Origin of the sequence: Pannonibacter anstelovis (assembly GCF_036881715.1) — a bacterium.
GTDB classification, from domain to species: Bacteria; Pseudomonadota; Alphaproteobacteria; order Rhizobiales; family Stappiaceae; genus Pannonibacter; species Pannonibacter anstelovis.
In genome coordinates, this window is sequence record NZ_JBAKBF010000013.1 from 38,489 (window position 1) to 54,743 (window position 16,255).

A 16,255-nucleotide genomic window follows, 5' to 3' on the forward strand; every position below is an offset into this window, starting at 1 on the left:
GTTCCATCCTTGGTCTGACCGTCAGCGCGCCAGGTTCACGAGCTCTTCCAGCAGGTCGGAGCCTGCCTTGAAGACTTTGGAATTGGCCGTGAAGGCACGCTGGGATTCGATCATCGAAGTCAGCTCGGTGGCGATGTCGACGTTGGAGTCTTCCTTGGCGCCAACTTCCAGCTTCCCAAGACCATTCTCATCCGGAAAGCCGACGCGGATTTCACCGGAGTCGTTCGATGCAGAATAGATATTGCCCGAGAGCACCGTGAGCTTGTCAGGGCTCGGCACGGTTGCCAGGGGAATGCGGTAGAGGGCACGGCGGCTGCCATCCCCGTAAACGGCACTCAGGGTGCCGTCCGAGCTGAACTCCACCTTCTCCACGGCACTGGGGGCATTACCGTTGCGGCCCACCTCGGCAATGCCGAACTCAGCTGCCACGGAAGTGGAGCCGGACAGGTCAATGTCGAAGGTGCCGCCGTTGGGAACGGCAACGTTGATAGCCGTGGCACTCGCCGCGTCCAGCTTGCCGGTCGTACGGCTGTAGGTCAGCGTCTGGGTCGACAACGGGCCCGAGGTATAGGGGAAACCACCGCCAGGGGCCGCATCGGCAGAATTGAAGATCGTGACTTCCCAGGTGGAGTCACCGGCCGTTTGCGCCGTCTTCGAGTAATAGACATCAAGCTTCACTTCGTTGCCGAGATTATCGAAGACAACGAGCGAGGTCTTGGAGGTGTAAGTCGCACCGGCCGCATTGGCGGAAGGCAGGTCGGCCGGCGGCACAAGGGCGGCATCTTCGGGAACGTTGGTCCAGAGCTTGGCTGTGGTCGTCGGGGTCGCAACAAGCTGGTTCTGGGAAACATTGATGTTCTCCAGTCCGCCGAGGCCGTTGGCGACGATCGCGGGTTCTGCGCCGTTGGCAACAGGATACCCCTGCAGCCGGTAGCCGGCCGTGTTCACCAGGAAGCCTTCCTTGTCGACGACAAAAGCGCCCGCACGGGTCAAGGACGGCGTTCCGTCCCCGTCGGCCACAACGAAGAAGCCATTGCCATCGATCGCAAGGTTCAGGCCTGAACTGGTGTAGCTGACCGGGCCCTGGCTGGAAATCGAATAGACCGTCTGAGCTTTCACAGCGCCGGAATTATATTTGCCCGACCCTTGCGACAGCACCATGGAGCTGAACTCGGTCGATGCACGCTTGTAGCCCGTGGTATTGGAGTTCGCGATGTTGTCAGCAACCGTGCCAAGCTTGCTGGACTGCGCGTTCATGCCGGACACACCGGTGCGCATTACGCCGTAAAGACTCATGGAACGTCTCCCGTTTCCAACTCTCTCGGCTGCCATTCAACGGTGTTAATCTTGCGTGAGGCTGTTGCCGGGCATCCTGCGGGATTTTCGTGCGGCGGAGCTGCTCCGGTCGCGGCAGCAAAAAGGCCCGGATCAGCTCCCGGGCCTTGTCCTGCCGCATTGCAAAGGCGGTTATTTGCAGAAGGACTTTGCCTCCGGCGTCCACTTGCCGAAACCGGAGGCCACCATATTGGTGATGACCTTGCACACGTAGCGCTTCTGCGCCGGGTTGTTGTTGGGCCCGGCATGGTAGCGCGCAACGGCCATGGTCCATGTGCCCTGGCGGGCATGGAGCTCGTTCAGGAACCTGGCAGCGTAGCGCACATTGGCCTGCGGCTCCAGCATGTGCGCTACGGAGCGGAACTGCTTGCCATGATAGTGGTGATTGATCTGCATGCAGCCCACGTCGATAAGCTTCTTGCCTTGTGCCCGGGCCGCAGCCACCTGGCGCTCCGCCGCCTTCGCGTTCTCGGGAAATTTGGCCGCTCCCTCGATGTTGAGGGCATAGGGCGAGAGCGAGTTCCGCCGGCCCGTCTCCGTCAGCCCGACTGCATAGAGAACGCCGAGCGGAATTTGATAGGCCTTTGCTGCGGCGGCCATTTCCCGCTCGCATATGGCCTGCCCGGGAGCGGCCTGCGCCGGGGCGGCGAACTGGCCGCCGCCCTGAAAAAGCTCAAAGATACAAAGCGCCGCTGCGGCCATCACCCGCCGTTGCATGCTGTTGCCCCTCCGTGCCGTCATTACTGTTGTTCGCCTGAGAAGATGAGGAAGAGCTGCCACCCTGACCCTGCCCATCCTTGCTTCCGCCCATGGCCTCTCCGAACTGCCCCTGTGCCATCGCGCCACGGCCATCGCCGCTCGCCTGGCCCTGCGCCCCTTGCCCTGCCTGTGCGCCAGTCACCTGAAACGCCGGGCGGTCGTCGCCTGCTGCCTGAATGGTGATGCTGTCTGCCTTGTGGCCGGTGGCACGCATCATCTGGTCCAGCAGCTGCCGGTCCTGCTTCAGCAGTTCAACCGTGTCAGGATTGCTTGCCGTCATGACAACCTGAACGGTGTCGCCGGTGAGCTTCATCGTCACCTTCACCGAGCCAAGTTCCATCGGCTGCAGCTGGATCTCCAGCATCTTCACCGATGGCGCATCCGGGCGGACGCGGAAACCGGCCGCAGCAGCGTCGCTGCGGGCCGTGTCAGGCTGCGGCGGCGTATTCAGTGCAGAAGCGATTGCGGTTCCGATCTGCTGCGCCGGAGACAGGCGCAAGGACGGCGCAAAATGCGTTTCTTCGCGCGTCACATTGATCTTGCCCATGCCTGCAGCAACCCTGAGAGCACCGGCATCATCCACCGGCTCCGCTTCGGCTGCGCCATCGGACCGGATCAGGCGGGAGATAAGACCAGCGTCATCCAGTCCGGCCAGATCCGCGCTGGTGGGCATCTGCGGGCCTGACGGCATGAATTGCCGCGCCTGGGGCTGGGGTGCAGCCTGCAGCTGAGACCGGACCACGCCTTCGGGCATGACGGGCTGCGCCGTCTGTGTCCATGGGCCGCCAAGCTCTGGCGCCCCCGTCCTTTGCTGGGTAGCAGCCGGCTGCCCCTGCGTGGCAGCCGCTAGGGCCGGAGCCATCTGTGCGGTGGCAGCGCCATCAGGCTGAACCAGCGCAGCCATCAGCGAGGCAGCACCGCCCGGCTGCGCAGTGCCGTCTCCGGCATCCGGCTGGACAGGCACCTCGAACAGACCCGCCAGCAAATCCGGCAAGGCGGTTTCGCCTTGCGTCAGATCAGGGGCCGCTGTTGAAGCAGCCGCTGCCGGAGCCGGTGTCTGTTCACCGCCCTTTTCCTGCTTGCCGTCCTTTGGGCTCATCTTGCGCATGAGATCGGAGAAGCCATTGCCGCCCTCCTCCTGCGTACCTGCCTTGCTGGCTGCGGCGGGTGAAGCTGCTGCTGGCGCCGCCGCCGTGGCTGCAATCATGGCCATGATCAGAACCCCCCTTTTTGCTTGTTCATCAGATCTTCCGTCTGCTTCAGAAGCCGCTCGGCCTGCCGCATGACCGGCTTGCTCCAGGAGGCATCGGCTGGCGCAGGCAAGATGGCATAGGCACCGAACTCGCCGATCACACCGCGTGGCGGCTCGGGCCAATCGCGGACGTGATTGAGAACGATGTAAGCCGCATCCATCAAATCCCGGTCCTGGGGCGTGAGGCTCTTGCGGTCGATCGACCAGAGCAACTGACGTGTATTCTGGATATCCTCGGGGCGCAGCGACACTGCCGCCTGATAGAGCTTCAGCTGGGTCTCGTCATAGGTTCCGGGCATAGCCAGCGGCATGGCCCGCTCGGAGGCCTTGCGGGCAATCGAAATATGGCCGCCCGCCACGGCCCGGCGGGCCAGGCGGAGATAGAAGCCGCGGCGCGTATCTTCATCGAATTCCGCCAGCAGACTTTCCAGCAAGGCAAAGCGGTCGTCGTCCTCGCTGAACCCCAGCGAGTCCAGCGCCAGTCCAAAGCGGCGGCGGAAGTCCCCCTCGTAGATCGAGCCGCGGAAGCGGCGCAGATAACGGATGGACAGCGACTGAAACCCCTCGATGTCACCCAGCTTGCCTGCGACAAAGACCTCGCGGCGCAAAGCCGCCTCTTCAACCAGCGTGCCGGGCATCAGCAGACGGGCGATGGCGAGCAGACGCATCGCCTCCTTTGGATTATCTGCCACTTCCAGAGCCGAGCGCACCAGGGCAACCTGACCGCCCAGATTGGGCGCCATGTCCATAGGATCGTAGCCGGATAACAAACGCCGGGCTTCTTCGGGCCGGCCATCCACATAGGCCAGCGCGCCGCGCATGAGGTCCTCCTCGACGGCGGGCGCAGCCTTCAGGGTCAAGAGCTTGCGGATAACATCGGGATGCCCGCCACTCAGCAGATGGATGACGGCGGCGCGTGCATTGCGGGCGTCTGCCCAGGTCGATGGCGGCGCTGCCAGAAACATCTCATTCATGTGCTGCAGAAGGGTGCGCTGAGCCAGATGGGCCTGGGTGTTGCCCTGCGCCACCTGTCCCTGCAGCATCTGCAGGGTCCGAACCATCTCGTAGGGCGCACTTGCCTGAGGCAGGGCCGCAACGTCCTGAGCCGCAGCCCGAGTGCCCGCCGCATCATGAGCAAGTCCGAAGGGCAGGACCAGAAAGAGGCTCAATGCCGCGTTGCGCACGAATGCGACGCTGCGGTCAGACGCGACCGGTCCCGCCATCACGCGCCCTCCTCCATCAGGAAGATCTCGATGCGCCTGTTTGCCGGCGCATAGGGATCATCCGTCTGCTTCAGCTCGCGGTCAGCATAGCCCTCGACGCGATCGATACGGCCGGCATCCACCCCGCCCCGCACCAGCATGTAAAGAGCCATGTGGGCGCGGGAGGTGGACAGGCGCCAGTTGTCATTGCTGGCCGACCGGAAGGGCCGAGCATCCGTGTGCCCGCGAATGATGATCTTGCCCGGACGGGACGACAGGACGGCACCGATCCGTTCCATCAGCTTCACAAGCTCCGGCCGCGGTTCTGCCGAGCCGACAGCGAACATGCCGAAGTTTTCTGCATCCGTCAGGCTGATCAGGACACCGCCATCCTGCCTTGAGACTTCGATGCGGCTGGCCGTCTCGGCCAGAGGGCCATTGGCAGAAGAGGTGATCGCCTCGCGGATTTCAGCAGCAGCCGCTTCCGTGCTCGATGCGGCCTGTTCTGCCTCTGCCGTTTCAACTTTTGCCATCTCAGCTTTTGCAGGTTCCGGCGCCGCCGGTTTGGGCGCCTCTGCCACAGGAGTCTGCTGCGGCGCAGCAGCCACGGCTTCCGTCACTGTCACAGGCCCAACGCCCTCCTTCGGCTGCGGAAGGGCGGCCGCCGTCAGAGGGGCGTCCGGCTCGGTTTGCGGGACCTGTCCTGCAGCTGTGCCCTGTGGTTGAGCCGGAGCCTCACCTTCTTCACCGGTGGCCGGGGCCTCGAAGGCAACAGTGCCAATGGCTGTCTGACCTGTCACTGAAGCTGCCGGCCCGCCATCCTGCACCGAAGTCTTGCGGCCCGGGAGAAACTGCCAGTACATCGGATCAAACGGGTCTCGGAATGCATCACCGCCCTGAGCGCCTTCGGTCTGCTGCTGCCCGATGCCAACAGTTTCAGGCGCCACTCCGGCTTCCAGTTGATCCCCAAGTGTGCCGACCAGCTGATCCAGAACAGCATAGGGGTCGCTGAAAAGCTGAGCTTCAGAGAGCGTCGGATTGAACTCCCCTGCCCTGCGGCCTGCAACAAGCCCCTCCCGCAATGGCATAGACCCGGTCGCATCGGAGCCGTTTGCAGCTCCGGGGCTGCCGTCCGGATCCGGCGTGGTCTCCATCTGCACATCGATCTTGGCAGGATTGGTGATCTCCGGTCCAGGCACATCAGGATCGTTCAATCCCTTGCGGGTCTGGGTGGTGGAGGCCAGTTTCACCGGGTTGAAGTACTGGGCAACGCCCTTGCGCACACTTTCGTCCGTGACGTTGATCAGCCACATCACGAGGAAGAAGGCCATCATGGCGGTCATGAAGTCTGCGAAAGCAATCTTCCAGACCCCGCCCTTGACAGTATCGCTTTCAAGCGATGCGCGGCGGCGGACAATGATGATCTCGTTTGCCTGCAGACCTGCACTCATTCTTCGGTCTCCCGCATCGTCTTGAGGCGCCTAAGCCAATCCGCCATCTGCGTCTCGATGATCGTGTCGCCAAGCACGGCCTGCAGTTCCGGCGTGTCGCCCTGCCGGACAGTGACGGAACCTGCCAGCGGCCCGAGCTGATGCATGACCCGGTCCAGGAGAGCGCTCGGTCCGCTGACCTCGAATACGGCAGACCGGCCGGTCAGAAGCTCCTGCAGCGTCGCGGAGAAGTGGCTGACTGCCTGGTCCCGGACGGCATGCTCCAGGAACGGCAGAAGCACCTGTTCGACAGCATCGGACATGCGGTGCGACAGGCTGGCCACGGCGTTGGCGATGCCATCGGAAAGCTGCCTTGCCTGCTCTTCCTCGAAAGCTTCACGCGCGGCGGCAGCCTCTGACCGGAGGGCGGTGACCTGAACCTCCAGATCTTCTGCCGCAGCCAGGCGGGCTTCTTCCCGCCCGGCACGGACACCGCGCGCATATTCAGCGGCAAGCCGTTCTTCGATCGTGGGTTCCGGCGCACGTTCCACCACCGGCATCACTTCAGCCATGATGACTTCGGCACTGCTGAGATGCTGGAACACGGGACTCGAGAGCACCGGCAGGCGCGAGGCGATGGGTTTGGGGGTCATCAGGCGCGCTCCGCCTCATACATCCACTGCTTCAGGATGGCAGCGGACTGTTCCTCATTCAGCTCGAGCAGGGATTCCAGCTTCTTGATCGGCGACTGGTTCATCTTGTTGGTCAGATCAGCCAGCAGCAGGGAGTGATCCGGCCCACCGAGAGCGGCCTGTCCGCCAAACTGCGCGGCCAGCGCTTCCGGAGAGCCATCCATTGCCATTTCGGCAATCTCGGCGGGCTTTTCCCGGCTCTGCGGGATCAGGACAGACAGCGCCGGACGCAGGCCGAACCAGATCAGCAGGCCGGCAACGCCCAGGATGGCGACGGCATTGATGACATTGCCCGACTGGCGGATCAGCAGCTCGGTAATCGACAGCGGCGGAGCGGCCTCCATGTCCCGGGCACCGGCAAAGAACTCGACCACCGACACCTTGATGGAGTCGCCACGGTTCGCGCTGACACCGGCGGAGGAGGCGACCAGCTCCTGGATCTCTTTCAGCTGATCATCAATCTGGTTCTGATCGGGGTTGCCGCCAAGTGCCTCGATGAGACGAACCCGGTCCACCAGAACGGCGATGGACAGACGCTCCACCTGATAGCCCTCCTGCGAGGTCTCGATCACCTTGGTGGAAATCTCATAGTTGACCGTCTCTTCACGGCGCTGGTTTTCCTCGCTGGAGCGCTCACCGCCATCGGCCTGAACCTGCTCTTCCGGCAAGTTCTGCTCCACAGTCGTCGGAGTCTGGGTACTGGCGTTCTGCGAGGCCTCGCTCTGGCGGATGCTGCGGGTCGAGCGCTCAACGCGGGAGTCCGGATCAAAGATCGTCTCGGCGACGCGGCGCCGGTCCGTGTTGAGGGTCGCCGCGACACTGACCTGAAAATGATCAAGCCCGAGATAAGGCGTGAGGGTCTTGCGGATGCTTTCCTGGATGCGTGCACTGATGGCGCTCTCGAGACTGGCCATCTGGCCTGCGGATGCGTTGGCAGGATCTGCACCCGACGCCAGCAGGGTGCCGGAGGTATCGAGGACCGTCACTTTATCCGACGTCAGCCCCGGAACAGCTGCCGCGACAAGGTGCCGGATAGCGTCGGCCATCCGGACGTCATCAGGGCTGTCAGCGCGGATGACCACGGAGGCTGACGGCGGCTGCTGGTCGCGGCGGAAGGAGCCTTTTTCCGGCATCACGATATGAACGCGGGCGGCCCGCACACCCTGCATCAGCTGAATAGTGCGGGCCAGTTCGCCTTCAATGGCGCGCAGGCGGGTGACGTCCTGCATGAAGGATGTCAGCCCCAGCGACCCGAGATTGTCGAACAGCTCGTAACCGGTACCGGTGCCGCGCGGCAGGCCGCGTTCGGCCAGAAGCATACGGGCTCGCGGTGCGGAGCCGGGGGTCACGAGGACTGAAGTCCCGTCCTCGCTGACGTCAAAGAGAATGCCTGCGTCCTGAAGGGCCTGACCCATGCGGCTTACGTCGTCCCCTTCAAGACCGGTGTAAAGCGGCGTCATTTGCGGGCGGCTGAGATAGTAAGCCCCCAGGCCCACTGTGACGACCGTGGCAATGCCGATGAGCGCAAGGGCGATGAGGCGCCTGGCGCCCAGTTCCATGAGGTTTGCCCAGAGTTTTTCTGCATGTTCACGGCCCGGCATTCGACACCCCTGTGCTAGGTCGATGAGATCGTGCCCCGACTATCGCGGGTCTGGCTGGCGTGAGGCTTGCGGGCGCACAAAAGCAGAAAAGCCGCGCCCGGGAGGGCGCGGCTTCCTGTTTCAGGCCGGCTGGCGGCTTGAAATCAACGGAACAGCGAGAGGATGTTCTGGCTGTTGGAGTTGGCGATGGACAGAGCCTGGATACCGAGCTGCTGCTGGACCTGGAGGGCCTGCAGACGGGTCGATTCAGCGTTCATGTCTGCGTCAACCAGCTGGCCGACACCACGCTCGATGGCATCGGTCAGGGCGGTCACGAAGCTCTTCTGGCCGTCGACGCGGCTCTTGACCGAGCCGATGAGGGTCGCTGCGTCGGCGATGTCCTGCAGAGCACCGTCAACGGCGGAGATCGTCTCTTCCAAGGTCGTCAGGTCGGCCGCGGAGTCCGTCAGAGCCGAGATGTTGATGGTCGAAACCTTAGCGGTGGTGCCGCCGACGGTACGATCTTTGTCGATGATACCAGACTGATCGGCGCTGTCGTACAGCTCGGTCTGGGTGATGTCGATCGTGATCGTGTCGATCGAAATCGTACCACCAGCGCGGCTGAACGAGCCCACGATGGACTTGGTGCCGTTATAATCAGCTGCACTAGAGTCGACCGACAGCCAGTTTTCACCGTTGAACACTGCCGAGTCGGCAATGGTCTTCAGCTGGCCCTGACGCTCGGTGATGTCTGCCTGGATCTTTGCACGGTCCACACCCGGCTGACGGGCAGCAACGAGCTTGGCCTTGATGTCGTCAACCAGTTCCTTGGCCTTGTCCATGGCGGTGTACTGCACGTCGAGGGTAGCAGCGCCAAGACCCAGGGCGTCCTTCACGGCCGACAGAGCCATGTTGTCGGAACGCATGGTGGTGGCGATGGACCAGTAAGCTGCGTTGTCCTGAGCGGTGGAAACGCGCAGGCCGGTCGAGATGCGGCTCTGAACCTGAGACATGGACGCATTGGTCTTGTTCAGGGTCTGCAGCGCCGTCATGGCGGAGGCGTTAGTCAGAAGGCTGGACATATCTAGTCCCTTTCATATGGAAAGTTGAAGGGGACATACCGGGCTTTCACCGGTACAGCAGGACGGCATCATGCCTTTGAGCCTCAAAGGGTGGGCGGGCTCAACCTGCTGTGATATTCACGCTAGCGCTGCTGGCTTGCGTGAAGCTGACCAGAAGCTAGCACCACAAAAGCGGCGTTGCCAAGGGGCAAATCCAGGCGCCTCAAACAAAAAAGGCACGGCGCAAGCCGCGCCATGCCTTGAGTACCTCCACCGGCGATCTCAGAAGAACGACCGCACCAGGCTGCCCACCAGCAGATTCCATCCATCAATCAATACGAAAAACAACGCCTTGAACGGCAGGGCGATCACCGTGGGCGGCAGCATCATCATGCCCATGGACATGGTGATGGTGGCAACGATCATATCGATCACAAGGAACGGCAGAACGATCAGGAAGCCGATCTCGAAGCCCCGGCGCAGTTCCGAAATCATGAAGGCTGGGATCAGAACCCGCAGCTCGACCTTGTCCGGCGTTGCGGAGGTTTCATTGGTCACACGGCCGGCGGCAAGGTCATCGAACAGCACCAGATCCGCCTCCCGCACCTGCGACAGCATGAAGTCGCGGAACGGATCCGTGATCCGCTCATAGGCAACCTCTTCGGTGATCTCGTTGGCCAGAAGCGGCTTGACGCCCTCGTTCCACGCCCGGTCGAAGGTGGGCGCCATGACATAGAAAGTCATGAACAGGGCAAGGGAAATCAGGATCAGGTTGCCCGGCGTCGTCTGCAGGCCGATGCCGGAGCGCAGAAACGACAAGGCGATGGCAAAGCGGGTAAAACTCGTCACCATGATGAGAATGCCCGGCGCAACCGACAGCACCGTGAGGAGTGCGATCACCTGTACAATGCGGCCGCTGGCGCTGGCCTCACCCGCTGGCAGCAGCGAGGACAGATCCGGCAGGGCCTGCGCACCGGCAGCAACAGTGCCAGCTAGCAGCAGAAGAATGGCGGTCAGCAGCCTGCGTGTCATTGCACCACCAGGGATTCAAGGATCAGCTCGCGCACCTTGCCGCCCGAGCGGGCCCGTGCTCTCTCATTGAGATCTTCACGCAGATGCTGAAGGCCTGCCGCTCCCTCGATCTGGGCCAGCGTGACAGTGCGCATGTAAGCCAGAACGTCTTCCTCAATGTAGCCAAGCAGGACGATCACATCATCGATGCCCTCCTGGTCGATCACGACCGAGGCCTGCAGCCGCACCCAGGCCTCCCGCGGAGCGGCCAGGTTGGTCACCAGCGGCTTGAGCTCCCTGAGCCTGACGGGCGCGAGATAAATCTGCTCCAGATCAGGCTCTTCCGGAGCGGTCGCGGCCTGACCGGCGACAGCCTTGCGGACCGTTTCCGTAAAGTGCAGGCCAGCGACGGCACCGATCCCCCCACCAAGCAGCGTCAGCAGAAGCAGGATCAGGATGAAGCTGCCGATGGAGCCGCCGGACGAGCCATCGCGCCCGTCAGGATCATTGGCAAGATCAGCCATGGAAACGCCTCCTCAACAGGCCCTTCAGAAGGGTGAAACAGTGTCGATGACCTGCTGGCCCCAGGCGGGCTGCTGGATCTCCGAGATGCGCCCGCGCCCGCCGTAGGACACGCGCGCTTCTGCTATCTTGTTGTAATCGATGGTGTTGTTGCCGCCGATGTCACGCGGGCGGACAATGCCCGCGACATTCAGCACTCGCATCTCGTAGTTCACCCGGACTTCCTGAGAGCCGGAAATCACGAGGTTGCCGTTCGGCAGACGGTCGGTAACAACCGCAGCCACCTGCAGCTCGATCTCCTCCTTGCGGTCGATGGTGCCGCGCGAGTTGGAGGAAGAGCCGGACTTGGTGTCGAAGGAGAGATCTGCCGAGGTTCCCGAACCGCCGGCACTGGCCGAGAACCCGCCGCCGATTCCGACTTTGCCATCGCGCCCGCGGGCCGAATTGTTGTTCAGCGTTGCCTTGTCATTGATGGCAATCAGCACGGTGATAACATCGCCAACACGGCGGGCGCGGGGATCTGAAAAGAAATCATCGCGGCCTGACACCCAGAGCGAATTGTAGTCCTTGCGGCCACTCGGCTTGAAGGTGTTGAGCGGGTAGACCGCAGCGGGCTGGGATGCGAGGCCATAGCCCACGGGCGTCATTGCCGGTTCGCGGCCAATGTCGTTCATCTGACCTGCACAACCTGCTGACACAAGGCAAAGGGCGAGAGGGATCAACAGGCGCATCAAAGGCTCCCCTGTGCTTCGGATTTTGAAAGTCCAGCCATGGAGTGGGTGAGCTGGGCCGCGCGGGCGGGATCCATTTCATCCAGGATCTGGCTGGCTGCGCGGGCATTGAGTTTCACAAGCACGGCAACGGCGGTATCTTCATCCAGCGTCGCCAGCTGGGCTGCAGCCGACTCGGGCCGCATGCGCTGAAAGATCGACACGACATGCCCCTCGACTTCGCCAAGGACCTTCTCACGCCGCTGGACCCATTCCTCGTATTCGGCGCGCTTCTGTTCGAGCTCGCGGATGCGGTTCTGAAGCCGTTCTTCCAGTGCAATGAGGTTCCAGGTCTGCCAGGCAAGACGGGCATCACTCGCCGCCGAGCCCATATTCTGGCAGTAGAGCGCAGCATCGCTTGGCGCTCCCTCTTCACCAGGCTCTGCCGGGGCAGGCACCGGCAGAGCAGTGGCCGATGCATTGCGCAGGTTGGAGGCCGTCTGGGCGCCAGCCGGGACCACAAGGCCCAGCGCTGCCAGTGACAGCATGCAGGAGATAGTCAGGACGCGGCAGACAGAACGCCGGAACAGTGGGCGCAGGGCTCCAGCCGGGGTCATGCACGGGATCATGGGCAGGAAATCCTTCCAGTCGCTGTTGGCCCGACTATGCCGTCCGAGGCTTGTGCGGGGCTTGGCCGGATGCCGTGAAGGCAGCGCTGGCTTGCGGAAGAGACGGCGAGCTGAAATGCGGCACGATCTGCAGCCATACGGCTGCAGATCGTGCACTCCCCCGGGAGCTGTGTGGGCAGGGGGCTGCCGGGAGATTCCGGAGTTTGAGAGCGGCAAGGCCTACTGGATCACCAGCTCCGCCTGCAGGGCGCCTGCCGTCTTGATCGTCTGAAGGATGGCAATGATACCGGTCGGCTTGAGGCCGATACGGTTCAGACCGCGCACAAGCGTCTGCAGGTCGGTGCCGCCGATGATGGCAAGCTGCCCGCCATTTTCATCCGCATCAATGAAGGTGCGCGGCGTCACCACAGTCTCACCATTGCCGAAGGGTTGCGGCTGGGACACCTCTGGCGCCTCGGTGATGCGGACCGTCAGATTGCCGTGGGTCACAGCGACAGTTGAAATTTGCACATCGCGGCCGATCACCACCGTTCCCGTCCGCTCATCGATGACAACGCGCGCAGACTGATCCGGCTGCACCATCAACCCCTCGATCTCCGCCATAAACCGGGTAAGGTTGACTTTTGCTGGCGGTGTCAGATCGATGGAACGGTGATCTCTTTCGCGGGCCGACGAAACGCCATAGGTGGTCTTAGTGTAGCGATTGATGGCATCGGCCACACGCACGGCCGTGCGAAAGTCCGGATTGGACAGCTCAAGCACCAGTCCGGGAATATTGGCGAAACGGTCCGGCAGATTGCGTTCGATCATGCCGCCATTGGGAATACGGCCGACTGTCGGAATGCCCTGGCGCAGGCTTTCGGCCTGACCGGCCTCGGAAAAGCCGGAAACGGCCACCGCTCCTTGCGCCACTGCATAGACCGCTCCGTCCGCACCCAGCAATGGCGTGGCAACCAGCGTGCCGCCAGCCAGAGACGAGGCATCACCGAGGGACGAGACACTGACGTCAATGCGCGAGCCCTGACCAATGAAGGCGGGAAGATCCGCCGTGACCACCACAGCCGCGACATTGCGGGTGCGCAAGCGCGCATCCCGAACATTGATGCCCATACTGTCGAGCATGGACTGAAGGGACTGTTCCGTGAAAGGAGCGTTGCGCAGCGTATCCCCGGATCCCTGAAGGCCGATGACAAGACCATAGCCTACCAGCTGATTGTCACGCACGCCCTGGAGCGACGCGATGTCCTTGATGCGCACCATGGCGCTGGCAGATGCCGTGAAGCCGGCGGCGCCTATGGCCAGAGCCAGAACTGCAACCAATATCCGCCGCATGGTCAATCACCTACCAGAATGGAGCCGTCCGGCTGAACCCGGCCGGTGATGATGAGGCCACTGTCGATGTTTCTGGCGCGGATGAAAGATCCCACAGATCCATTCTGCAGCGCCTCGACCTGAGCAATGATCTGCAGGCCGCCTTCGCGGAAGATCAGCCGGGCAGGTTCGCCGCGCTTGATCACCGTCTCCACCGCAACGGCAGTTGCGGGCACCGGGACGCCTGGCTGCAGAGAACGGCGGGCGACACGCCCGGCCAGTTCTTCCCGGTGCTCGACCACGGAGAACCGCTGAACCGTCCTTAGCGGAAACCGCCGGATGATCACCTGATCGGCACTGATTACTTCGCCCTGCCGGACGCCTGAACGCAGCACAGGAAGATCCACAGAAGAGGCGCGCGCACCGGGCATGGCGGCCGTGAGGGCAAGGCCTGCCAGCATCATGCAGATGAAAAGCCGTGTCAGCATCGCAGCTCTCCTAGAGCAATTCCAGCAAGGGCGGGAACCGGTCTTGCGCCCGCACTTGCGTGAAAACAAAGAGTTTGAGCACTCCCGGCGGCCCCGTTTCAACGAAAGTGTCCCGGCTGTCCTTACGGATCAGCGGATGCCTTGCGTCACCACGCCAAACATGTCGTCCGCGGCCTTGATGACCTTGGAGTTCATTTCATATCCGCGCTGCGCCGAGATCAGCTCAGTGATTTCCTTCACCGGATCCACGTTGGAAGCTTCCGTGTAGCCCTGGCGGATGATGCCGAAGCCCGGATCACCGGCGAGACCGGCAATGCCCGGACCCGAAGCCGGCGTCTCACGGAACAGATTGCCGCCGACGGCCTCAAGGCCGACATCATTGGCAAAGTTGGTCATGGCCAGCTGCCCCAGTTCCTGCGGGTTCACCTGACCTGCCACCTTGGCAAAGACCGTACCGGACTCATTTATGGTGACTTCAACCGTCTCCGGCGGAATGATGATTGCCGGTTCAATGGCATAACCATCGAGCGTCACGATGCGGCCTTCAGCATTCTTGTTGAAAGCGCCAGCGCGGGTGTAAAGCACCTCACCTTCCGGACCTGTCACCTGGAACCAGCCGCGCCCGTCGATGGCGATGTCCAGCTCGTTGCCGGTCTGGTTCATGGTGCCCTGGATGTGCAGCTTGCGGATGGCGGCGGAACGCACACCAAGACCCAGCTGCGCACCTTCCGGCACCGGATCTTCACCGCCCCGGTTCGGTACACCCTGAAGGCGCTCGGCCTGATAGAGCAGGTCGGTGAACTCGGCCCGCGCCCGCTTGAAGGCAGTGGTGTTGATGTTGGCGATGTTGTTGGCGATGACTTCGACATTGAGCTGCTGGGCGCTCATGCCGGTCGCTGCGATTGCCAGAGCTTTCATGTCAAACTCCCATGGTGCGGGCTGAATTCAAGATCATCCGGGCCGGAGCCTCAGATGGCCATGCGGCTGACTTCCTGATAGGCGGAGACGACCTTGTCGCGGATGGCGATGGCGGTCTGCAGCGAGGCCTCGGCGGCCATCACGGCTTCCACCACCTGCTGGGCCGAAGCCTTGCCGCTGATGCCGGCGATCGAAACGGCTTCGCCTTCCTTCACGCGCTCGATGGCCTCCTGCGTTACGGAAGCCATGGTGTCCGTGAAGCTGACCTCGGGCACTGCATTGGCGGGCGCCGCACCGCCGAGCGGCACGCCGCCTGCGACATAGCGGGTCTGGGAGACCTGCGACGTGATACCGTCACCGGCGGACTTGATGGCGGAAATCTGGTCGATCATCTTCAATCCCTCAGGAGGTCGATGGTGCGCATGATCATGCTGCGGGCCTGCGTCATCATCTTCAGGTTGGCTTCGTAGGAGCGGTTCGTCTCACGCATATCGGCCATTTCGACCAGCATGTTGATATTCGGCATCTTGACGTAGCCATTTTCGTCGGCAGCCGGGTGACCCGGATCGTACTCAACGTTGAAAGGCGCCTTGTCGGACCCGATGCCCTTGACCTTCACCAGATCGGCGGACAGGGCCCGGTCAACTTCGCTTTCGAAGGTGATGGTCTTGCGCTTGTAGGGGTCTGAGCCCGGAGTCTTGCCGGTCGATTGCGCATTGGCGAGGTTTTCCGACACGATACGCAGGCGGTCGGACTGGGCGCGCAGGCCGGAAGCGGAGATCTTGAGAGTTGCTGCCAGCGGGTCGATCATCGCTTATCCCTTCAGGCTTGCCAGATACATGCGGTGAAAGGACTTGATGATGCTGGTGTTGAGCGCATGGTCGCGCGCAACCTCACCGGCCTTCATCAGTTCCTGCTCCAGATTGACGCTGTTGCCGGAGTGGGCCACATCCCAGCTTTCCGCCTTGCCGACCTTGGACGCTTCGGGCGCATCCCCGAGGCTCCCCATATGGCGGCCGTGGGTTGCGGTCATCACCAGGCTGGTTTCATCCAGAAGCGTCGTGAACGCCTCGATGTCACGGGCGGCATAGCCGGGAGTGTTGGCGTTGGCGATGTTCTGCGCCACCGTTGCCTGGCGCACCGACAGCCAGTCGGCCTGACGGGATGCAAGACTGTTCAGATAGACAGGTTCCAACGTCGATCTCCGAAGCCTGTTGTGGCGTTCGGGTACAGGACTAGGGCGTCAACCTTGTCCGAGGCTTTCGACCCCGGCACTGCCGGTACATCAGGCGCAGACAGAGCCTGCCGCGGATCAGGTAGAAATCCGGCCTGCGCCCTTGCCTCAGGCGGCGGGA

18 protein-coding genes are annotated in these 16,255 nt (G+C 62.6%); all 18 read right to left on the reverse strand.

The window, feature by feature from the left end; translation table 11 throughout:
* Positions 1-21: 21 nt before the first annotated feature.
* The 18 genes from V6L75_RS17750 to flgB all read right to left on the reverse strand — a co-directional run bounded on the left by V6L75_RS17750 (position 22) and on the right by flgB (position 16,095).
* Positions 22-1,296, reverse strand: coding sequence for a flagellar hook protein FlgE (locus V6L75_RS17750; RefSeq protein ID WP_334252814.1), 1,275 nt, complete (start codon positions 1,294-1,296; stop codon positions 22-24).
* A gap of 171 nt (positions 1,297-1,467) precedes the next feature.
* Positions 1,468-2,052, reverse strand: coding sequence for a transglycosylase SLT domain-containing protein (locus V6L75_RS17755; RefSeq protein ID WP_425498803.1), 585 nt, complete (start codon positions 2,050-2,052; stop codon positions 1,468-1,470).
* A complete protein-coding gene (fliK, locus tag V6L75_RS17760) occupies positions 2,009-3,307 on the reverse strand; it encodes a flagellar hook-length control protein FliK (RefSeq protein ID WP_334252815.1) in 1,299 nt (432 codons plus the stop codon). Before fliK ends, V6L75_RS17755 begins: the two co-directional genes overlap by 44 nt.
* Positions 3,308-3,309: 2 nt before the next feature.
* On the reverse strand, positions 3,310-4,569 hold the full coding sequence (locus V6L75_RS17765) for a chemotaxis protein (protein WP_334252816.1): 1,260 nt from the start codon (positions 4,567-4,569) through the stop codon (positions 3,310-3,312).
* Positions 4,569-5,999 (reverse strand): MotB family protein, encoded by a 1,431-nt coding sequence (locus V6L75_RS17770; protein ID WP_334252817.1) that lies wholly within the window; start codon positions 5,997-5,999, stop codon positions 4,569-4,571. The genes V6L75_RS17765 and V6L75_RS17770 overlap by 1 nt, the downstream gene beginning before the upstream one ends.
* Entirely contained in the window at positions 5,996-6,631 is a 636-nt protein-coding gene (locus V6L75_RS17775; protein WP_334252818.1) for a hypothetical protein, read from the reverse strand. Before V6L75_RS17775 ends, V6L75_RS17770 begins: the two co-directional genes overlap by 4 nt.
* Positions 6,631-8,271, reverse strand: coding sequence for a flagellar basal-body MS-ring/collar protein FliF (gene fliF, locus V6L75_RS17780; protein WP_334252819.1), 1,641 nt, complete (start codon positions 8,269-8,271; stop codon positions 6,631-6,633). The genes V6L75_RS17775 and fliF overlap by 1 nt, the downstream gene beginning before the upstream one ends.
* A 143-nt stretch (positions 8,272-8,414) precedes the next feature.
* Entirely contained in the window at positions 8,415-9,332 is a 918-nt protein-coding gene (locus V6L75_RS17785; RefSeq protein ID WP_334252820.1) for a flagellin N-terminal helical domain-containing protein, read from the reverse strand.
* 261 nt (positions 9,333-9,593) lie between these two features.
* Entirely contained in the window at positions 9,594-10,343 is a 750-nt protein-coding gene (fliP, locus tag V6L75_RS17790) for a flagellar type III secretion system pore protein FliP (protein WP_334252821.1), read from the reverse strand.
* On the reverse strand, positions 10,340-10,846 hold the full coding sequence (locus V6L75_RS17795) for a flagellar basal body-associated FliL family protein (RefSeq protein ID WP_334252822.1): 507 nt from the start codon (positions 10,844-10,846) through the stop codon (positions 10,340-10,342). Before V6L75_RS17795 ends, fliP begins: the two co-directional genes overlap by 4 nt.
* A 24-nt stretch (positions 10,847-10,870) precedes the next feature.
* Positions 10,871-11,575: a flagellar basal body L-ring protein FlgH gene (gene flgH / locus V6L75_RS17800; RefSeq protein WP_334252823.1), complete on the reverse strand. Its 705-nt coding sequence runs from the start codon at positions 11,573-11,575 to the stop codon at positions 10,871-10,873.
* On the reverse strand, positions 11,575-12,171 hold the full coding sequence (locus V6L75_RS17805; RefSeq protein ID WP_334252824.1) for a MotE family protein: 597 nt from the start codon (positions 12,169-12,171) through the stop codon (positions 11,575-11,577). The genes flgH and V6L75_RS17805 overlap by 1 nt, the downstream gene beginning before the upstream one ends.
* A gap of 231 nt (positions 12,172-12,402) precedes the next feature.
* Positions 12,403-13,515, reverse strand: a complete 1,113-nt coding sequence (gene flgI, locus V6L75_RS17810; protein ID WP_334252825.1) for a flagellar basal body P-ring protein FlgI — start codon at positions 13,513-13,515, stop codon at positions 12,403-12,405.
* Positions 13,516-13,517: 2 nt separating this feature from the next.
* A complete protein-coding gene (flgA, locus tag V6L75_RS17815) occupies positions 13,518-13,982 on the reverse strand; it encodes a flagellar basal body P-ring formation chaperone FlgA (RefSeq protein WP_334252826.1) in 465 nt (154 codons plus the stop codon).
* A 129-nt stretch (positions 13,983-14,111) separates the two neighbouring features.
* A complete protein-coding gene (flgG, locus tag V6L75_RS17820) occupies positions 14,112-14,900 on the reverse strand; it encodes a flagellar basal-body rod protein FlgG (protein ID WP_334252827.1) in 789 nt (262 codons plus the stop codon).
* Positions 14,901-14,950: 50 nt separating this feature from the next.
* Entirely contained in the window at positions 14,951-15,292 is a 342-nt protein-coding gene (gene fliE, locus V6L75_RS17825; RefSeq protein ID WP_334252828.1) for a flagellar hook-basal body complex protein FliE, read from the reverse strand.
* A 2-nt stretch (positions 15,293-15,294) separates the two neighbouring features.
* Positions 15,295-15,711, reverse strand: coding sequence for a flagellar basal body rod protein FlgC (gene flgC, locus V6L75_RS17830; RefSeq protein ID WP_050474385.1), 417 nt, complete (start codon positions 15,709-15,711; stop codon positions 15,295-15,297).
* Between the two features lie 3 nt (positions 15,712-15,714).
* Positions 15,715-16,095, reverse strand: coding sequence for a flagellar basal body rod protein FlgB (gene flgB / locus V6L75_RS17835; RefSeq protein WP_334252829.1), 381 nt, complete (start codon positions 16,093-16,095; stop codon positions 15,715-15,717).
* Between the last annotated feature and the right edge of the window lie 160 nt (positions 16,096-16,255).

What these genes read in the sequence shown, in the direction of transcription:
- V6L75_RS17750 (WP_334252814.1), bottom strand. Translation starts at nt 1,296, where the DNA reads ATGAGTCTTTACGGCGTAATGCGCACCGGTGTGTCCGGCATGAACGCG.
- V6L75_RS17755 (WP_425498803.1), bottom strand. Translation starts at nt 2,052, where the DNA reads ATGCAACGGCGGGTGATGGCCGCAGCGGCGCTTTGTATCTTTGAGCTT.
- fliK (WP_334252815.1), bottom strand. Translation starts at nt 3,307, where the DNA reads ATGGCCATGATTGCAGCCACGGCGGCGGCGCCAGCAGCAGCTTCACCC.
- V6L75_RS17765 (WP_334252816.1), bottom strand. Translation starts at nt 4,569, where the DNA reads ATGGCGGGACCGGTCGCGTCTGACCGCAGCGTCGCATTCGTGCGCAAC.
- V6L75_RS17770 (WP_334252817.1), bottom strand. Translation starts at nt 5,999, where the DNA reads ATGAGTGCAGGTCTGCAGGCAAACGAGATCATCATTGTCCGCCGCCGC.
- V6L75_RS17775 (WP_334252818.1), bottom strand. Translation starts at nt 6,631, where the DNA reads ATGACCCCCAAACCCATCGCCTCGCGCCTGCCGGTGCTCTCGAGTCCC.
- fliF (WP_334252819.1), bottom strand. Translation starts at nt 8,271, where the DNA reads ATGCCGGGCCGTGAACATGCAGAAAAACTCTGGGCAAACCTCATGGAA.
- V6L75_RS17785 (WP_334252820.1), bottom strand. Translation starts at nt 9,332, where the DNA reads ATGTCCAGCCTTCTGACTAACGCCTCCGCCATGACGGCGCTGCAGACC.
- fliP (WP_334252821.1), bottom strand. Translation starts at nt 10,343, where the DNA reads ATGACACGCAGGCTGCTGACCGCCATTCTTCTGCTGCTAGCTGGCACT.
- V6L75_RS17795 (WP_334252822.1), bottom strand. Translation starts at nt 10,846, where the DNA reads ATGGCTGATCTTGCCAATGATCCTGACGGGCGCGATGGCTCGTCCGGC.
- flgH (WP_334252823.1), bottom strand. Translation starts at nt 11,575, where the DNA reads ATGCGCCTGTTGATCCCTCTCGCCCTTTGCCTTGTGTCAGCAGGTTGT.
- V6L75_RS17805 (WP_334252824.1), bottom strand. Translation starts at nt 12,171, where the DNA reads ATGACCCCGGCTGGAGCCCTGCGCCCACTGTTCCGGCGTTCTGTCTGC.
- flgI (WP_334252825.1), bottom strand. Translation starts at nt 13,515, where the DNA reads ATGCGGCGGATATTGGTTGCAGTTCTGGCTCTGGCCATAGGCGCCGCC.
- flgA (WP_334252826.1), bottom strand. Translation starts at nt 13,982, where the DNA reads ATGCTGACACGGCTTTTCATCTGCATGATGCTGGCAGGCCTTGCCCTC.
- flgG (WP_334252827.1), bottom strand. Translation starts at nt 14,900, where the DNA reads ATGAAAGCTCTGGCAATCGCAGCGACCGGCATGAGCGCCCAGCAGCTC.
- fliE (WP_334252828.1), bottom strand. Translation starts at nt 15,292, where the DNA reads ATGATCGACCAGATTTCCGCCATCAAGTCCGCCGGTGACGGTATCACG.
- flgC (WP_050474385.1), bottom strand. Translation starts at nt 15,711, where the DNA reads ATGATCGACCCGCTGGCAGCAACTCTCAAGATCTCCGCTTCCGGCCTG.